Below are 16,370 nucleotides of genomic sequence, written 5' to 3'. Positions count from 1 at the left end.
AGTGCGCAGGTGGCAGGAGTAACTGGCCCGAAACAGATGTGGGAGCGGCCTTGTGCCGCGAAGCGCCGCGCGGGCGGCGCTCGATCGAATAGGCGCTGCTTAAGGCACGGAGAACACCTTGCCTTTTCTTAACTGACCGGCATTAGGGCAAGCCCGCTCCTACAAGGACCGCATACCCCTCGGTATCATGCGGTCCTTGTAGGAGCGGGTTTACCCGCGAAGAGGCCGGTACAGGCAACCTCACTCAACCTGCTGCAACCACACCTGAATCTGTTCCAGCGTCGCCGTAGCCCCGCCACAAACCACCACCAGCACATTCTGGAAACTGCCCAGCGCGCTCGCCTCATAGGCCAGCGCCAACGCCGCGCCGCAGGCCGGCTCGACCAACACACGATGATCCAGCAGGAACCGCTCACAAGCCTCCAGCGCCGCGCGGTCACTGACCAGGTGGCTGTGCACCGGATGCTGCTGCACGCACACCAGCGCCTGGTCAGCCACGCGTTTGGCCCCCAGCGACGTCGCCACCGAGGCGATGCGTTCCAGCTCCACCGAATGCCCCGCCTGCATGGCCGCATGCAGCGACGCCGCGCCGGTGGTTTCCACTGCCAGCACCGGCACATCGCCCCAGCCATTGTGCTGCAGCCCCTCGACCACGCCGCTGAGCAAGCCGCCGCCACCCACCGACAACACCACCGCGTCCGGCTTCAGGCCGGCCTCGGCCACTTCATCCACCAGGCTGGCATGCCCGGCCCACAGCAGCGGGTCGTCGAACGGGTGGATAAACGCGTCATTGGGGCCTAACAGGGTCTGGGCCAGGGCGTTGGCCTCTTGCCACGAGCTGCCGTGCACCACCACCTTGGCGTCTTCCAGGCGCAGCAGTTCCTTGGCCCGCTCGGTGGTGGTCTCGGGCACCACCACGGTCACCGGCACGCCCAGCTTGCGCCCGGCATAAGCCACCGCCAGGCCGGCATTGCCCCCCGAGGAGGAAACGAAATGTTGTGCGCCACTGGCCCGGTGCACCTCGCAGGCGTGGCCCACGCCGCGCAGCTTGAACGAGCCGCAGGGCTGCAAAGCATCGAGCTTGAGCCAGATGTTACGACCGGCGGCCAACGACAGCGGGCGCGATTCGATCAGGGGGGTATGGATATGCAAGGTCATTGGCTGGCTCCGCGCAAATGCTCGAGGTAGTTGTAAATGGTGTAGCGGGTTACGCCGAGGGCGCTGGCGGCCTTCTCGACGCCGCCCTTGACGATGAACAGGCCGCGCTCCTGCATCACCCGCACGGCCTCGACCTTGGCCTGCTTGTTCATCCGCCCCTGGCCGCTGCGCTGCAGGGAGGCCTGGATGATCTCGCTCATCAGCAGTTCCATGTCGGCCGGTTCGTTCAGTGCAGGTGCGGCGGCACCCAGCGGCTGGAACTGCTGGAGGAAGCTCATGGCCGCGTCCAGGCCGGTGACGTCGGTATTGACGCAGAGGCTGGCGAACGGGTGGCCGCTGCTGTCGCGGAAAATCGCGGTGGCGCTGCGCAGGGTGCGGCCCTTGAGGGTGGTGGGGTAGTCGGGCAACACCACGGGTTCGCAACCCTGCTGGTCGGCCGAGGCCTGCATCAGCGCCTTGAAGCCCTGGTCCTGTTCCGGGGCGGCGAGGATCGGGCTGCCGACGCTGCGGCCGGAAAGGTGGCCGTTGACGATCGCCACCACGGAATGTTCCGGGTGGTCGAGATCGTGCAGGAGGATTTCCATGTTGCGCGCGGCAACGCTGCCCAAGGCCTGGATGGCGGCCTTGAGGACGGTGAGGGTGAGTTGGCGTTCTTCGCTGGGGGTAATAGGCATGGTAGATCACAAATCAACGTTTTGTGTATTTTTACACATAAAGTTGAATTTCGCGATCTGCTTTTCCAGGCCCATTCGCGGGTAAACCCGCTCCTACAAGGTACAGCGCCGCATTTGAAAACGGCGCGATACCTTGTAGGAGCGGGTTTACCCGCGAATGGGCCGCAAAGCGGCCCCTGTAAAACTCAGCCCAGGGCCGGCGTACGCGGCGGGATCATCCGGCGCGAGCCGGTCGCCTCGAACGCTGCACCAAAGCTCAGCAGCGCGTTGTCGCTATAGGCCCGCCCAGCAAAGGTCAGCCCCACCGGCATGCCGATATCGGCCATCACGCCCATCGGCACGGTCACGGTCGGCACGCCAAGGTGACGGATTGCCAGGTTGCCGTTGGCCACCCAGATACCGTTGCTCCAGGCGATATCCGCCGATGCCGGGTTGACGTCGGCATCGGCCGGGCCCACATCGGCCACGGTCGGGAACAACACCGCGTCCAGGCCCAGCTGGTCCATCCAGTCTTCCAGGTCCATCTTGCGGGTCTGCTCCAGGCCGCGCAGGCCGTCGGGCAGGGTCTCGATCTGGTCCCAGGTCTTCAAGCCGCGCTTGGCCATGTTGACGTACTCGTCCATGCCAGCGGCCAGATCGTCCTCACGGTTGGGCAGGGTGCCCGGGTCGTGGGGGAAGATCTGCGGGCCATCGACATCGGCCAGGCGGTTGAGCTTCGGGTCGCCGTTGGCACGCAGGAAGTCGTCGAAGCCCCAGCCCGACAGCTCCCACAGTTCGTCATGCAGGAATTCCTTGCTGACGATGCCGCGGTTGTACACGGTCGGCGCACCCGGGCGGTCGCCTTCGCAGTTGGACACCAGCGGGAAGTCCACTTCCAGCACTTCGGCACCGGCCGCCTCCAGGGCCTGGCGCGCCTGCTGCCACAGGTCGATCACCGTGGCGCGGGTGTTGATGCGCTGGCCGGTCGGGCCACCGATGCCAGGCTTCTCGGCAGTGCCAGCTTCGCTGTCGGCATTGATATACATGCGCGGTACGCCAAAGCGCTTGCCCTTGAGCGAGCTGGCATCCACTGCCAGGTCCAGGTACGAAGCCGGGCGCACCGTCGAGGCAGCCGGGATCGGTACCCAGGGCTGCAGGCGCCACAGGTCGCCGCGCTTGTCAGCGTCATCGGCTACTACCACGTCGAGGATTTCCAGCAGGTCGGCCATGGTACGGGCATAAGGCACCACCACGTCCATGGTCGGGGTCAGCGGCCAGTTGCCACGTACCGAGATCACGCCACGCGACGGGGTGTAGGCGCACAGGCCATTGTTGGACGCAGGGCCACGACCGCTGGACCAGGTTTCTTCGGCCAGGCCGAAAGCACTGAAGCTGGCGGCAGTGGCGGTGCCGGCACCGTTGGACGAGCCCGAGGCGAACGGTGCGGTCAGGTAGTCGGCGTTGTACGGGCTTTCGGCGCGGCCGTACACGCCGCGCTGCATGCCACCGTTGGCCATGGGCGGCATGTTGGTCTTGCCCAGGCACACGGCGCCAGCGGCGCGCAGGCGCTCGATGGTGAAGGCGTCGCGCTGGGCCACCAGGTCCTTGAAGGCCGGGCTGCCGGATGCGGCGGTCAGGCCCTTGACCAGGTAGCTGTCCTTGGCGGTGTAGGGGATTCCGTCCAGTGGGCTCAGTACCTGGCCTTGGGCACGGCGGGCGTCGGAGGCCTCGGCTTCTTTCAGCGCCTCTGGGTTGCGCACCACCACGGCGTTCAGTGCGGTGGCGGTGTCGGCGCCATCGTAGGCGTCGATGCGCGCCAGGTAGGCCTTGACCAGCTCGACCGCCGTCGTGCGGCCCGACTCGAGCGCGTCGCGCAGCTCGGCAATGGAAACCTCGGTTACCTCGATCATGCGTTCACCAAAAATTGTGCAGGTGGGGGCTAATGCGAGGAGTGTACAAGAAGGGCTTGACGGACGCAGGTTTGCGCGGGGGCAAATGGTTTTGTGCAGGCGGGCATTGTCAGGGCCTGAATCTGTCTCTCTAAAAGGCGGCGCGCTCCCCTGTAGGAGCGGCCTTGCGTCGCGATGGGCTGCAAAGCAGCCCCACGTTTTCAGCGCAGATGCATAACGGTTCGGCGATACGGGCGAATGCGAAGGCGCCCTCATTGTTAAGGAGGCTGGAATGGCAATAGCCGAGCCGGACAATGGTGTTCATGGCTACTCCATTCACTGCTGTAAGATACTGCTGAGCGAAGCCACCACCTCGCTGCTGACAAGGTTCAGCTGGTAACTGAAATAGCTGTACATAGCCGCAATGGTACCGACAGCAACGAATAGCGGGCTCCACCATGGCCAGTAACGGCGCATGCCCTGTTTGCGCGGAGTTACATGGGCCAATGCATCAGGGAACAGCTCTGGCAGAGGCCCGCGCAGGACGCGGATGGTCTTGCGCAACTCGGTGATATAGCGTTCAAGCACTTGCTTGCCATCGCGGGCGATGGCGTATTTACCTTTCAACCCCATGCATAGCACCAGGTACATGAACTCCAGCACGTCCTGACAGCGCTTGGGCTCCTGCATCATGTTGGCCAGCAAGTTGAAAAACCTGTCTCCGCCAGTGGTTTCATCGTGGAACTCACCCAGCAAGGGATGCTGGCTCCAACTGGAGTTGCGGCCCCAAGGTGTGCGCATCACGGTTTCGTCCAGATACAGGCACAGTGCATACGAGTAGGCGGACACCAGCACAGGTTCGTATGAACGCTGGTGCATCTCTTCCAGAATGTTGGTGATCTGGGTATGGACCAGGCGATGCAGCGCTTCGACATCCTCGTACTCATCCAGCGCCTGCAGATTCATGGCCAGCCCGATCAGAGACATGGCCGCATCGCACATGGGGTTCATGAAGCCGGTGCGCAATGAAAAGTCCGGGTCTGAGGGGGCAGGGGGAGTGATGTTCCGGAAAGGTGTATTGATCTTGCCGGGTGAAGGAGAAGCGCCGGGCGATTCTGCTTGCTTTTCAAGTTTTGCCAGAAGTCGGTTGCTTTTCATCGTGTAAAGTCCCTCTTGTTTCTTCTTGCTTCAGTAACACAGAGGCCGCCATATCATACAGCGGGACGAATTGATAATGCTCGGGTCAAGGCATCAGTTATCCTGTCTGACGCCATTCACGCGGATAACCGGTTTGCGCTTTTCAGCAAAGCCACACAGTACGTCGTTTGCGTGAGGGAAGGCGACGTAAGGGACGTTGTATTGGATCCAGGCCTCTGAACTGTTGAGGCAGGCGTACAACAGGAATAGCGTTAGCTGGATTGGTATTGTTATCGGTGCCCATAGCCAGCCGTACGGTTCGCAAAGTTCCTTTTTGAAATCGACAAGCCATTGCCGATACGGTTGGATAGCCGCCTCGCGCCGGCTGAGTTTTGGTGTGAGGGGCGGAGGAGCTGGTAGCCCTTCGGGGCCGTATGCCATGAAATGCTGCAGGTATGCCCAGAGGGTACGTGCTGAACGGCTGCCATCGATAACGCCCGAGTTACCGCAGGCTATGCACAATTCTGTGGGTGGGCTCATTGTGTAGTCGATGCTGAACAGGTAGAGCGGGTGGCGAGAAGTGTAGGAATGTGCCGTGACAATAGGAATAAATCCAGCAACCCCCTCAATTTGATCCCAGTCGAATATAAGCATCTTGTTTGGGGTCTTGGGGGGGATGAAGTAAACCTTGCGAGTGATGCGATTGATTCGGATGAATGCACCGCGGCAGCGGTGTGCGCCGCTCGCAAAATAGAAGATCAGCGCAATGCAAGGCAGCATGGGCATTGTAAATAATATGCCTTTCAGGATTTCTGTGTTTATACCTACTATTATTCCAGTGGATAAGCAGATGATTGGTGAGAGCGCTAGTGATACTCCGATGAAGCCAGCGCTTCCCCCTTGTGTAATATTGTAGTAAGTCTCCAATTCAATGCATCTTTCATTGATGCGCCGTACACCATCTGGCTCAGGGGCGATTGATTGATGAACGCCATGATGCAGGCGTGCACCACCAAAACGAAGACTTTTAGGTAGGAATTTTATTTGCATGTCTATTCTGGGCTTCGAACGGGTTCTAATTTTTCTGGGTCGATTGTGCTAGATATAAGGTTGCTGGCCTTAAATTCCAATGGTTCTGGTGCTCCGGGCTGGAGGAGATATATGTCTGGCTGATTAATGTCGGGAATGTACAGATATTCAAATAATACTTTTGTAGATTGATGCATTTGGATGATCCAGCCGGTCTGCTTTCCATTTCGATACGTAGGCGTGACGAGGCACTCATGCTCATGGTCAAATGATCTGGTCGCTGTGTTATGAATTGATGGGCCATTAATTTGAATTAGTGTTTTATGATTTTTTTTAAAGGCTAACCTGGTTAGAAAGCTATCGCTTGACTCGTTGTTGAGGGCTGGTAATTGGTAGGTGATGTGTAGGGCACCCACCCTGAAACCATGCGTTTGCTGCCAATCGACTGAAATGCGCGGGCGATAGTACAAGCCATGTATAGCGTCTAGTTCTTGCTGGAGGGTATAGTTTTTATGGTGTTCCCCCCAGGCGCTATGCTTTAGCCAGATATCGACAGGTCGATGTTTGGTCATGTCTACGCCTGCCATAAAAGCAATGCCCACGCCGAGGGCTACAAGGGCTATTACGGTCCACCCCAATGGTGTCAGCCCTAATACTGCAACCGCCGTTCCTGATGTTAATCCTATTGCTGTCGCAGTACCTCCGGCCCAAGTCGCGAAGGTGATGACTCCCCCTGCCAACGCGGAGCCAAAGTACATAGTGGCCTGTTCCGGGTTTCTATCTTGTAGTGATCGAAGTCCTCGATAACTATCCGTGATAGCGGCGATTCCAGCACCTCCTGCACCAAATTTTGCGACGCCAACCTTGGCGGAAATATGCCTGATTGCGATGGTTGATACAGTTTTCCCCTGGGCTTGGCGTCTTACTGCCATTAAAGAGGCTGTAACCTCAATGCCGACCCCTATGAGCGTTATAATTGACGCTATTAAGTCGGCGAAATTTTGCACTGACGCGTTGTTTCTGATGTTTTTAATGGAGCTCAAAAAGTTTGTGATGGCCAAGTAGCCTCCAAGGCCAACTGCTGAAGGTCCTAAGCTAGAACGAAGGGTGTTCCGCATGCTGAGGAATATGTTTTCTTTCGCCTGATGTGCCCGGTTTATCGGGATTTCCGTATTGGCATGGTCTGTTCGTCGGTAGGTCGTTTCACCGACCTTGACCCACTCATAGATATTCACACGAGCCGAAAAGTCCACTTGGCCAATTTTGATCTCCGGCAGCTTCCAGGTTTTCAGATATTCACTGCCAGGCGCCTGATGCAACTGAAACTCCCGCGCTTGCCGCATCAGTTCGGCAAGACTGATCTCATGCATGACAATCGTCGCATTAAAGCGAATCTCCACCACATGCCGTAATTGCCTCACCAGCACATCCGCCGGATGAGAAGCTGGCAATGCCTGCAGCAGCCCGAGCAAGGCATTGGTTGCAGGCGTGGCGGCATACTCTTCGAGGTAGTTGTCCAAAACCGAAAGCACGCCTTTGGAGATGTCACCCGTCTTCTCCTTGATGCGGTTGGCCAAGACCTGGCTGCCATTACTCATGGCAAGCCAGAACGGGCTGTGCTCGGGCGGCATCATCACCACCTGTTGCAGCAACTGCTGCCCCTCGCTTGAGTGCACCAGCCCGCCGATGCAGTCGAACACCACTTCCTCATAGGCATCCGCAACTTCCTTCACCTTCAGGTCGAAGCTGCTGAGGGCCAGGCTCAACAGATGCTCGGTCCCAACGTGTTGCACCCAGGCGACTATGTCCTTCACCTGCTGCCCAATGACGCTATCGAGCTTGGCCAACTCCTTGGCATACAGGTCGGGGAAGCGCATGGCGCCGTCGTAGTCCAGCAGCTTGCGCTGGCGGGTGAGGGTGCTGGCCGTTTCGGTGCTGTGCTTGGCCGCTTCCTCTGCGGCCTTGAAGTAGCCCGCAATGAACTTGGCGCTTTGTAGGCGATGAGCATGCTGCCCGGCATAACGGGTTTTCTTCTCGACGCCAAGGGTGACCAGGTGATGCAACTCGCTGACGACACCGACAGGGTCATGCAGCGCCACGGCCAAGGGGCTGACGCCGGGTTGCGGGCCCAGATTGCGCACCATATTGTTCAACGCCTGGCCGTAGCGTGCTGCAAAGTCCGGTCGCCTCGATGCGCCTGCAAAAGCGGGGAAGACGCCGGTGGTGCCGGTGTTTTTCAGTTCGGCTACGGCATTACCGACAAAGGCGGCATCGAATACATGCGGCTGCATGGGCAGCTCCGCAGGTTTTACTTTGCTCGCGAGCTTGCTGCGCAGGCCACCCTCGTCCTGTTCGATCCGCCATAGGACGGCGTGGCTGAGCAGGGCTTCGCTGGCCAGCAGGTAGACCGTGTCGGCAATACTCGTTTCTGGGGCCAGCACTGTGTGGCTGGCGCGCACTACATCGGGCCTGGCGTGGCTGCCGGGGGTGTCGCTGTTGTAATCGTCGCTGGTCCACCACAGGTGGGCAAAACGGATGTCTTCGGTAACCTGGTAGTGACGGGTCTTCATCCGCCCGTGCTGGAAGTAGAACAGGTACACATAACTGCCAGGGCGCAGCAGCCTCAGGCCATATGCCTTGGCGGTTTGCAGGGGCGGGTAGTGGTCGACATCGAGCGTCTGGAAGATTTCGCGGTCCAGCGGCTGGTCGGCGATGCCGTAACGCACCGGATACAAGGGAATGCCGCGCTCGCACGGCGGCGGCGCAATGGCTTTACCGACTTTGGGAGCGCACGGGTGGTTGGGTTGAATCGCGCGTTTATAGGTGCTGGTCATCTAGCGTTTCTCGACAATATGGGGCTGGAGATCTCGAGGAGGCGGTCATTGATTTCCATCAACCGTTGGCGTCCCTGGATGTCGGTATCGAGCAACAGGTTGTAGATGGCGGGATCCTTTACGAACGGCTCTTCGGGGAAGAACAGACGCAGCTGCATGTAGTAGCTGCGGTCATCTTCGTCCTGGAATCCGCAATAGCCGGCTTCCTTGTCGTAGTCGGCGAGTTGGCGGTGGAATGCCAAAGGCTCGGTCTGCGCGCCCATGGCCTGTAGGTGCTGACCCAACTCATGGCGTGCGTGGCGCATGAACCAGGCGTGGGCGGCACTATCGAGGGCCGTTTCATCTGTGCTGGTGAGGGCTAGGGACGAGGTGTCGGCTTGAACGAAAGCAGGGCTGTCGTCGATCGTCAATTGTAGCCAGCAGTCGCGCGCTAGCCCGCTATGCCAGATCATTCGCTGTACAGGGCTGAACAGATGGCGCAATTGCGGCAGTGAAAGCGCTTCGCCCAGTTCTTCGAGCTTGCGCAGGCTTTGCCAATGGAAGGCAAGTGAGTTGCCGTCTGCGGCGCTCAATCGCCTGACGCGTTGGAGTTGCCCCGCAAGCGAGGACAGGTCACTCGGGCCAAACAGGATCAAGCCCGCCTGCTGTGGCCCCCACGTATCGAGAAACTGCGCCAGCAGCGCTGGGTTGGCACGCGCCAGAAGCGGGCCTGCCTGATAACCGGGGAGGCCATACTCGTCGGCGGATCCGCGCCATATCCAGTGGTGCTCCCCCGGCGCGGACAAGGGGCGGATGGCGTCTGCCAGTAAAGGTATACGCTCCCCATTGAGTAGCAGCCAGGCATGCCCCGGTTGTTGCAGTGGCCAGCTCGGTTCAAGCATGACAGTTACGCATTGGCGGGGCCAGCCTGCTGCGATGTAGGCTTCTTCCATCATGCGCTTGCCTTGTCGCAAGGGCAGGGCACACGTGTACAACGCCCGTCACTGCGCATACCGCAGACGTGGTCCAGTCCGGTGCCCTGAACGGGCGCGCCGGATGCAAGGTGGCTGTTGCCAGCACCGGCAGGCTGCATATCCATGGGGGCCTCAATGTGCAGCGCCACGCCTTTTAGCGTTATGCCGCTCTCGTTGATCAGGATCGTGCCGCCTACGCCTTCAAGCACAATTTCGTCCTGCACCCGCAGCGCGAAACGCATGGCGTGCTGTTGGATCTCCTGCCCGGCAACCAGATGCAGGTGGCCTTGGATTTTCTGTTCCTGGTGCCCGCCAACCTCAAGGGTGTGATTCACCGCTGTCTTATCGATGCGATGGTTACCGACCTCCAGGATGTGGTCTTTCCCGATGGTGGTTATCCGGTTGCGCCTGGCATCGAAAAATGCGTCTTGGCCAATGCTGACCCGTTCATCGTTGCCGACGGTTTCGTTACGGTCATTTCCGATGGCGAGGGTTTCGTCATGCCCGACCTGCTCGCTGCGGTTGTTGCCGATCTGGGTAGCCTCGTCGTGCTTGACGATATTGTTCTGGTCCCGCTCGGCATGGATAAACACCTCCTGGCGGCCCAACTCGTCCTCGAAACGCAGCTCATTGAAGCCATCACCTTTGTGGGTCTGGCTCTTGATGGTCATGCGTGTCTTGTGTTTGGGCAGGTCGTAAGGCGGGAGCTGATCGCCGCAGTAGGTGCGCCCGGTGATCATCGGCTGGTCGGGGTCGGCGTTGACGTACTGGATGATCACGTCCTGGCCAATCCGCGGAATCGCCATCGAGCCCCAGCTGCCGCCGGCCCAACCTTGTGACACCCGTACCCAGCAGGAACTGAATTCGTTGTTGTTGCTCTCCCGGTCCCACGGAAAGCTGACCTTGACCCGGCCCCACTCGTCGCAATAGATCTCCTCGCCGGGCGGGCCAACGACGGTGGCCATGTGCGGGCCGTCGATGCGCGGTTTGGCCAAGGGGGCCGGGCGCCACTCACCTCTGCCGGGCACCAGCACGGCTTCCTGCTGGTAACGGGTGCCTTGCTCGGCGCCGGCGGCCTCTTCCTGCAAGCTGGTGAACTGGATGCCTTCGTGGTGCACGCTGATCGTGCGCCAGTGCACGTTGAGGTCTTCACGCGGGTGCTCGATGAGGGTGAAGCTCAGCCCCGGCTGGAGGCGTACATCGTCGCCTTCCACTTCGGCAATCCGTGCATCGTGGCGCAGGGCCGTGAGTCGGGTAGCGGTGAACGGGACGCCGACCGCATCCCGCTTGTAGCGCCCGGGGTAGTCGAAGCGCTCATAGTTCTGCGATTGATGGGTGATGCTACTGTCAGTCGCGCGGTGTTCCTGGCGGTACTGCGGGTTGGTGAAGGTGTAGTCCCGTTGCACCTGCCGGGCGGTGCGCACCTGCTCGCTGTAGCGCAGGCGCCGCAGGCACGGCCTGGCCTGGTCGCCACCGCTGTTGGCGCGGTACAGCACCTGGTCGGGGCCGACGTCGTCCTCATCGTAAAAGCCTTCATCATCGTCATCGGCCTTGATCGCGCCCCGGCTGATCGGCCCCAGCGCGAGCAGCCGGTCGGTAATGATCAGTTGATGGTGCTTCGGCGTGTGTTCAAAGCGGTAGACGAAACCCTCCTCGCCAGCCAGGCGGGCGATGAAGTCGAGGTCGGTTTCACCGGCCTGCACGCAGAACTCGCGCACCTGGTGTTCGCCGATGCTCTTGATTTCGAAACGGTGGATGCCCTGGCGCTGCAGCATCAGCTCAAGAATCTGCGGCACGGTCTTCTGCTGGAAGATACGCCAGTTCGAACGCAGCCCGGCCCGGGCCAGTAGCGGCTCGACCAGGGCATGGTAACGGGTGCGATAACGGCCGGTCTCGCCCTGGCTGAAACTGCTGAGCAGGCCGTGCACGTAGCGCAGCGGCCGCTCACCGCGCCAGAGGGTGAACAGCACCGGTTTGTCCAGCAACTGGCCGAAGTCGACATCGCCTTCGAAACTGATCAGCTCCAGTTTCAGCTGGAACGGTGAGCTGATCGCTTCGTCGAGCTCGAACGACACCACTTCGAATTCGGCTTTGCCTGCGAGCGGCTGAAAGCTGTAACGCAAGTCCGTTTGACTGGCCATGTTCTCTCCGGGGGAATGGTCTGGCTTGTGAATGCAGTTTCACTGCACGGCGCGCTGGGTGTTTACTTTATTTAGTTACCTTGTAGGATGTTTCTTACTTTGTGTAAGTTTGAGTTTTAGTTGTAGGAAGTTTCCTACGAGTATCGCGCCTTTATTATCTCCGCTGCTCCTTTTTGATTTGTCGTTGCTTTTGACGATGCGCTGGCAATCGTGCTGCAGTCGAGCCGGAAAGTGTAAGTTAATATTTAGTTGTGAAAATTTTTGGTGTGCTCTAGTCTCGTTTCAGGGTGCGTAGTGCCCACTACTGTTCAAGTGAGTCAAACTTCATTCAGTCTGTTTGTCTTGATTGAGTTAGGTGGTGGAAACGTAGGGCGTCAAACAGGATTGTTTAAATGGAAATTTCCCGAACGCGCTTCAGCATTCGTGGCCTGACACAGGTCCTACGAAGCGGCACTATCACGGCTCTACGCGAGCGGGCTGCCGCTGCCGAAGAAGACCCCAGCCTGGGCTACATCCAGAAGCAAGAGCTTGCGATGAACAGGCAGCTTGCGTATTTCCTCGATAATGTCGGGGGGCGGCAGCAGTCGTATCGGCTGCCTTTCTATCTGCTACTGGGGGCTGAGGGGGCAGGCAAGAGCAGCCTGGTCGAACATTCGGCGCAGCACTTTTCCCTGACGCGGATCGACAGGGCGCAGGCGCAGGGCTTGCGCGGTGAAGCGGCTGAGGGTGGGGTAAACTGGTGGATCTGCGACGACGCAGTAATCCTCGACCCACCCGGCGAGTGCTTCACTCAAGGGCACTGCCATCCTGGGCCGCACAAGGCAGATGTTCAGGCGCACCCGTACACGCTGCCGGCTGGCACACAGGCCAAGCTATGGTCACACCTGCTTGCCTGGCTGGCCCGCAACCGGGGCTACAGGGCTATCAATGGTCTGCTGCTGGTAGTCGACCTTGCTGAGTTGGCACAAGCGAGCCCCGAACAACGTACGGCGCTTGCCCACCTGCTGCGAAGCCGCGTGGCGCAGGCGCACAACGAACTTGACTTGTGCATACCCCTTTATATTGTTCTTACCAAGTTCGATCTACTGGAAGGCTTTGAGCTACTGTTCAGTCGCCTGCCCGCAACCCAGCGTGAACAGTTGTTCGGGAGCACTTTCAAGCTGGATACCCAGGCGGAGCCGGATGACTGGCTGAGCCAAGTAGTTGCGCTGTTCGATCAAGTAATCATTGCAGTGCAGGAACATGTCGCAGATGCCATGGGTGCATCGTTTACTGAAGAGCATCGTAAGGGCTTGCTTTCATTGCAGGCACAGTTGGCAGGGTTACGCTCGGTATTGTTGGTCTTTCTGCGCGAAACACTAAAAAGTGATAGCACCTTTACGAACTTGCCGGTGCGCGGTATTTACCTGTCTTCAGCACTGCAGCAGGGTGGCATCAAGAATGTTTTCTTGCGGGAAGCTGCCTGTGCCTACGGCGTTCCGCACTCAGGGCTTGAGCGCCAAAAAACGGCGCGTTCGACAAATGCCTATTTTACTCAGCAAATATTCCAGCGCGTCCTTTATCCGGAGTGCGGACTGGTTGGCGACACTGTAGAACGCTCTCGCCGCAAGCGCCGGGCACTTTGGACCGGGTCTGCTGTTGGCCTGCTCGCCGTTGCGGTCGCCGGCGCAACGCTCTACCGCTACTTCGATACCAATAGGGCCATGGCTGCCGATGTACTGGTGAAGAGCCAGGCGTTTCGTTTGACTGAAGTGGACAAGCAAATCGACCTGTCAGGTCGTAATCTGCTGATCCCGTTAAATCAGCTTCGCGAGGCCGTTGCGCTGCTGGGTGACTATCGCGCGGCTTGGCCAGGTGTGGCAGATGCGGGGCTGTACCAAGGGCGAACTATCGGCCCGCTGGTAGATAATGCCTACCTTGGCTTGCTGTCTCACCGCTTTCTGCCGGCGCTGGCCCGCGGCCTGATGAATGTGATGGAGGCGGCGCCGGAAGGCAGCGAGCAGCAGATGGCGGCGCTAAGGGTGTATCGAATGATCGAGGACCGGCAGAACCGGCGCGCTTCGTGGGTAGAGGCCTGGATGGCCCGGCAGTGGCAACGCGAGTTCCCTGGTGAAGGGCAGGTGCAGCGCGATTTGTTGGTGCACCTGCAGTATGCCCTGGCACACGCCGACCCTGAGCTTGGGCCGTTCAGGCCCAGAATAGCCAAGGTGCAGCAGGTGCTGAGCCAAACCCCGTTGCATCCGGATTACACCGAAGCTGAACGCGCTACGTTGGTCGAGCAACTGCAAGGCCTTTATACCACCGAGTACATCGCAAGCTGGCGCAACACGTTGCTGCAACTGAATGTGACCGATTTCCACGACTTGAGCCACGGCGTTGCAGTGCTTGAGCAATTCATTGGGCCTGCGGCGCCACTGCGCCGGCTACTGGAGACTGTGCGGGACAATACTGTCATCCAGCAGCCCCTAGCTCCGGGTAAAAGCGCCAAGTTGGCCGGCACTGCAATTGACGAGCTTCAAAACGGGCAACAGCTGAACCAAGCTGGAGCGATACGACAGGCTTTCGCCGATTTGGTCGAGATGCTGGAGGCAAAGGGGGAACGACCTGATGCCTATGTGGAAACGGTGAATGCAATACGGGCAGTGCATGACTACGCCAAAGCTATACAGGCCAGCCCGGAAAAGGGGCGGGCGGCGCTAAGTGCGGTGCTTGAACGCTCATCGACGAAAGAGCAGGACCCGATCGCCCACTTGCACCGCGTTGCAGCCGATCTTCCTGAGCCAGTGCGCAAGCAGGTGGCGAAGATCGCCGAGCAAACAGCCCGGGTGCTGATGATGGAGGCACTGATTGAATTGGAGCAGCGTTGGTATACCGATGTGTATAGCTTTTTCGAGTACCGCCTTTCAGGGCGCTACCCCTTCGTTGTTCGGGCGCCGGACTCAGCGCTGGATGACTTCGAAGCTTTTTTTGGCCCGCAAGGAAAGCTGCAGCAGTTCCAGAACAACTATCTGGGTGCTCTCATCAGGGATAATCCGAGCGCACTTTACGCCGAGGGTCGAGGCGGCAATCTGGTACATCCGGACGTGCACCAGCAACTGGAAATTGCTGCGCGCATCCGCGAATCGTTTTTTGACAACAGCGGCAAGCTGAACGTGCAGTTCAGCATTGAACCGCTAGGCCTCAGTGCCAATCAGCGTACCAGTTTGCTGGAATTGAACGGGCAGCAGATAAGCTATACCCATGGTCCCAGGCAGATGGCAGTGCTGAATTGGCCCAGTCCGCAGTATCCCAGTAGCACGCTTACGCTACTGAGGCTCAATAGCAATAGCAGCAGCCTGCAATACCATGGTCCCTGGTCGATGTTCCGGTTACTTAGCCGTGGAGGGCTAAACGGGCGCACCGAAACCAGTGTGGACCTCAGCTTCAGGGCCGGGGATGGCCTGATGCGCTACAGGCTGACTTCGGAAAAGGCCTTCAACCCGATCACTCAGCAGCCATTCAAAGGGTTCAGATTACCGCGTAGCCTGCTTGATTTCTCTGCATCGAAGACACTGCGGGCCAGTATCCAGGCCAGCAACAGCGCACAGCCTTGAATCCCGCCGCAAACGGGCAACATCACCAAGATGGTTGCCCGCCCTGTTGCACTTTACCCTCAGCCCAGATCCGCCGCCGCATGCCGCTCCGGCACCTGGCTGGCTTCATCCCCCCAGGTCCGGTTCACCCGGGTACCGCGCAACACCGCCGGGCGCAGGGCAATTTCCTCGGCCCAACGCTGCACGTGCGGGTACTCGTCCACCGCCAGGAACTCTGCCGCCCCATACAGGTTGCCGCGCACCAGCTGGCCATACCACGGCCATACGGCAATATCGGCAATGCTGTATTCCTCACCACCCAGGTAACGGCTTTCGGCCAGGCGGCGGTCAAGCACATCCAGCTGGCGCTTGGCTTCCATGGTGAAGCGGTTGATGGCGTATTCGAACTTTTCCGGCGCATACACATAGAAGTGGCCAAAGCCACCGCCCAGGTAAGGCGCCGCACCCATCTGCCAGAACAGCCAGTTCAGGCTCTCGGTACGTGCAGCAGGCGACTTGGGCAGCAGCGCCCCGAACTTTTCCGCCAGGTACAGCAGGATCGAACCCGATTCGAACACCCGCACTGGCGGTTCGACGCTGCGGTCGAGCAGGGCAGGGATTTTCGAGTTGGGGTTGACCTGGACGAAGCCGCTGGAGAACTGATCGCCTTCACCAATACGGATCAGCCAGGCATCGTATTCAGCCCCGGCGTGGCCCAGGGCGAGCAGCTCTTCGAGGGCAATGGTGACCTTGACACCATTGGGCGTGGCCAAGGAATACAGCTGCAGCGGGTGCTTGCCCTGCGGCAGATCCTTGTCGTGGGTCGGGCCGGCAACCGGGCGATTGATACTGGCGAACTGGCCGCCGGACGCTGCGTCGTTGCGCCAGACTTTGGGTGGTACGTAGGCGGGCTTGCTCATGCATGAATCTCCTTCGATGGCGCAAAACGGTCACGTAAAGACGTGGACCTGCATCTATGCCACGGGTTCGACGAAAAGCGCAAA

11 protein-coding genes are annotated in these 16,370 nt (G+C 59.5%); 1 reads left to right on the top strand and 10 read right to left on the bottom strand.

The window, feature by feature from the left end:
- Positions 1–240: 240 nt before the first annotated feature.
- The 9 genes from ACIP1G_RS03665 to ACIP1G_RS03625 form a co-directional block, all read right to left on the bottom strand.
- Positions 241–1,158 carry a pyridoxal-phosphate dependent enzyme gene (locus tag ACIP1G_RS03665; RefSeq protein ID WP_400733808.1) on the bottom strand — a complete coding sequence of 306 codons (918 nt, stop codon included), beginning with the start codon at positions 1,156–1,158 and terminating at the stop codon, positions 241–243.
- Positions 1,155–1,832, bottom strand: coding sequence for a transcriptional regulator (locus ACIP1G_RS03660; RefSeq protein WP_400733806.1), 678 nt, complete (start codon positions 1,830–1,832; stop codon positions 1,155–1,157). The genes ACIP1G_RS03665 and ACIP1G_RS03660 overlap by 4 nt, the downstream gene beginning before the upstream one ends.
- A 185-nt stretch (positions 1,833–2,017) precedes the next feature.
- Positions 2,018–3,721 carry an amidase gene (locus ACIP1G_RS03655; RefSeq protein ID WP_400733803.1) on the bottom strand — a complete coding sequence of 568 codons (1,704 nt, stop codon included), beginning with the start codon at positions 3,719–3,721 and terminating at the stop codon, positions 2,018–2,020.
- 130 nt (positions 3,722–3,851) lie between these two features.
- Positions 3,852–4,025, bottom strand: coding sequence for a hypothetical protein (locus ACIP1G_RS03650; protein ID WP_400733801.1), 174 nt, complete (start codon positions 4,023–4,025; stop codon positions 3,852–3,854).
- Positions 4,026–4,036: 11 nt separating this feature from the next.
- On the bottom strand, positions 4,037–4,702 hold the full coding sequence (icmH, locus tag ACIP1G_RS03645) for a type IVB secretion system protein IcmH/DotU (RefSeq protein WP_400733836.1): 666 nt from the start codon (positions 4,700–4,702) through the stop codon (positions 4,037–4,039).
- A gap of 249 nt (positions 4,703–4,951) precedes the next feature.
- A complete protein-coding gene (locus ACIP1G_RS03640; protein ID WP_400733799.1) occupies positions 4,952–5,887 on the bottom strand; it encodes a DUF6708 domain-containing protein in 936 nt (311 codons plus the stop codon).
- A 2-nt stretch (positions 5,888–5,889) separates the two neighbouring features.
- Positions 5,890–8,700 carry a toxin VasX gene (locus ACIP1G_RS03635; RefSeq protein ID WP_400733797.1) on the bottom strand — a complete coding sequence of 937 codons (2,811 nt, stop codon included), beginning with the start codon at positions 8,698–8,700 and terminating at the stop codon, positions 5,890–5,892.
- Positions 8,697–9,635 (bottom strand): DUF4123 domain-containing protein, encoded by a 939-nt coding sequence (locus tag ACIP1G_RS03630; RefSeq protein ID WP_400733795.1) that lies wholly within the window; start codon positions 9,633–9,635, stop codon positions 8,697–8,699. Before ACIP1G_RS03630 ends, ACIP1G_RS03635 begins: the two co-directional genes overlap by 4 nt.
- Positions 9,632–11,794, bottom strand: a complete 2,163-nt coding sequence (locus ACIP1G_RS03625) for a type VI secretion system Vgr family protein (protein WP_400733792.1) — start codon at positions 11,792–11,794, stop codon at positions 9,632–9,634. Before ACIP1G_RS03625 ends, ACIP1G_RS03630 begins: the two co-directional genes overlap by 4 nt.
- Before the next feature lie 392 nt (positions 11,795–12,186).
- Between ACIP1G_RS03625 and tssM the strand changes: the two genes are divergently transcribed.
- On the top strand, positions 12,187–15,387 hold the full coding sequence (gene tssM, locus ACIP1G_RS03620) for a type VI secretion system membrane subunit TssM (RefSeq protein ID WP_400733790.1): 3,201 nt from the start codon (positions 12,187–12,189) through the stop codon (positions 15,385–15,387).
- A 59-nt stretch (positions 15,388–15,446) separates the two neighbouring features.
- Here tssM and yghU read toward each other — a convergent pair whose 3' ends face one another.
- Positions 15,447–16,286: a glutathione-dependent disulfide-bond oxidoreductase gene (yghU, locus tag ACIP1G_RS03615; protein ID WP_400733788.1), complete on the bottom strand. Its 840-nt coding sequence runs from the start codon at positions 16,284–16,286 to the stop codon at positions 15,447–15,449.
- Between the last annotated feature and the right edge of the window lie 84 nt (positions 16,287–16,370).

It is taken from the genome of Pseudomonas sp. NPDC089392 (assembly GCF_044749595.1).
In the GTDB taxonomy this organism is placed as follows: Bacteria; Pseudomonadota; Gammaproteobacteria; order Pseudomonadales; family Pseudomonadaceae; genus Aquipseudomonas.
The sequence above is the reverse complement of the archived record's forward strand: the minus strand, read 5'-3'. Positions and strand labels throughout refer to the sequence as shown.

Coding starts and splice junctions, on each gene's coding strand:
- ACIP1G_RS03630 (WP_400733795.1), bottom strand. CDS start 9,635: ATGATGGAAGAAGCCTACATCGCAGCAGGCTGGCCCCGCCAATGCGTA.
- ACIP1G_RS03650 (WP_400733801.1), bottom strand. CDS start 4,025: ATGAACACCATTGTCCGGCTCGGCTATTGCCATTCCAGCCTCCTTAAC.
- ACIP1G_RS03625 (WP_400733792.1), bottom strand. CDS start 11,794: ATGGCCAGTCAAACGGACTTGCGTTACAGCTTTCAGCCGCTCGCAGGC.
- ACIP1G_RS03665 (WP_400733808.1), bottom strand. CDS start 1,158: ATGACCTTGCATATCCATACCCCCCTGATCGAATCGCGCCCGCTGTCG.
- ACIP1G_RS03635 (WP_400733797.1), bottom strand. CDS start 8,700: ATGACCAGCACCTATAAACGCGCGATTCAACCCAACCACCCGTGCGCT.
- ACIP1G_RS03660 (WP_400733806.1), bottom strand. CDS start 1,832: ATGCCTATTACCCCCAGCGAAGAACGCCAACTCACCCTCACCGTCCTC.
- ACIP1G_RS03655 (WP_400733803.1), bottom strand. CDS start 3,721: ATGATCGAGGTAACCGAGGTTTCCATTGCCGAGCTGCGCGACGCGCTC.
- yghU (WP_400733788.1), bottom strand. CDS start 16,286: ATGAGCAAGCCCGCCTACGTACCACCCAAAGTCTGGCGCAACGACGCA.
- icmH (WP_400733836.1), bottom strand. CDS start 4,702: ATGTGCGATGCGGCCATGTCTCTGATCGGGCTGGCCATGAATCTGCAG.
- tssM (WP_400733790.1), top strand. CDS start 12,187: ATGGAAATTTCCCGAACGCGCTTCAGCATTCGTGGCCTGACACAGGTC.
- ACIP1G_RS03640 (WP_400733799.1), bottom strand. CDS start 5,887: ATGCAAATAAAATTCCTACCTAAAAGTCTTCGTTTTGGTGGTGCACGC.